The 1,371-nt window shown below is 69.6% G+C and carries 1 protein-coding gene; it reads left to right on the top strand.

Annotation, left to right across the window (positions count from 1 at the left end):
- Positions 1-275: 275 nt before the first annotated feature.
- Positions 276-1,352 carry an IS110 family transposase gene (locus tag ABZS54_RS42960; protein WP_355548913.1) on the top strand — a complete coding sequence of 359 codons (1,077 nt, stop codon included), beginning with the start codon at positions 276-278 and terminating at the stop codon, positions 1,350-1,352.
- The last annotated feature ends 19 nt before the right edge of the window (positions 1,353-1,371 follow it).

The raw sequence follows: 1,371 nt of genomic DNA, 5'->3' as shown, positions 1-1,371 counted from the left end.
AACTGTGATTGTTGGACTGCGGCCCGGGTCGGGTTGCTGCCAGGCTCGTCGTCGGCGTCCGGCATGACTCGCAAGGTAACTGACGACTCCTCGGGGTCTGTCGTTCCTCCGAGATGTCTGCCGGACGCCGGCGTCGGCCCGGCCCACCTCGTTGGCTTGATCAGCAGCTCGTCCGCCGAACCGGCGTGACTCATCACAGTTCTGCCACGCGGTGACTCCACCCGGGCCGACACCGACCACGGTCGTCCGCCTTCAAGGAGAGCAACCGCGTGACCATGCTCGCAGAACAGATCGACGGCGTCATCGGCGTCGACACCCACCGCGACACCCTCGCCGCCGCGGCCGTCAGCCCCATCGGCGCCGTCCTCGCCACCACCGACAGCCCCGCCAACACGCGTGGCTATCAAAGACTCCTGGACTTCGCCCGGGAGACCGTCCCCGGCGCACGCTGCTGGGCGTTGGAGGGAACGGGCAGCTACGGAGCGGGACTTGCCGCGTTCCTGGACGACGCGGGCGAACGCGTCGTCGAGGTCTGCCGGCCCAAGCGGCCCGCGGTTCGAGGCGGCCGCAAGACCGACATGCTCGACGCCGTCCGTGCGGCTCGCGAGGCCCTGACCGCCGAGCACCCGATCCATCCCCGGCGGCGAGGGGAACGTGAGGCCCTGCGGGTCCTGCTCGCGACCCGTCAGGGTGCCGTCCTGGCTTGCACGGCCGCGGTCAACCAGCTCAAGGCGCTGCTCGTCTCGGCGCCCGACGAGTTGCGTGCCGAACTCCGGGGCAGGACGAGCAAGTCCCAGGTGGCCCACTGCGCGAGGCTGCGCGATCGCCCGGCCCAGGACATCGAGCACCGCATGACCGTTCGCGCCCTGCGGTCCACAGCCCAACGCATCGAGTCCCTGCGAGCCGAGGCCAAGGAGCTGGAGGACGAACTCCTCTCCCTCGTGACCGTGTTGGCCCCGAGGCTGCTGAGTCTCCTGGGCGTCGGACCGATCAGTGCCGCGCAGATCCTCGTCAGTTGGTCGCATGCCGGCAGGTTCCGTTCGGAGGCCGCGTTCGCGTCCTTCGCCGGCGCCGCGCCGATCCCCGCGTCCTCCGGACTGACCAACCGGCACCGCCTCAACCGCAGCGGCGACCGACAGCTCAACCGCGCGCTCCACACGATCACCCTCATCCGCATGCGCCTCGACCCGGCCACCCGTGCCTACGTGGCCCGACGAACGACCGAGGGCAAGACGTCCAGAGACGCCCAGCGGTGTCTGAAACGCGCGATCGCGCGCCAACTCTTCAAGCTCCTCGAACGATCCGAGCAGCCGGCAGACGCCGGTGACCAGAAAACCCCTCAAGCGGCTTGACGAGATATAGCAGCCTCGG

This window comes from Embleya sp. NPDC005575 (assembly GCF_040605455.1).
In the GTDB taxonomy this organism is placed as follows: Bacteria; Actinomycetota; Actinomycetes; order Streptomycetales; family Streptomycetaceae; genus Embleya.
This window is presented reverse-complemented; position numbering and strand designations above follow the sequence as displayed.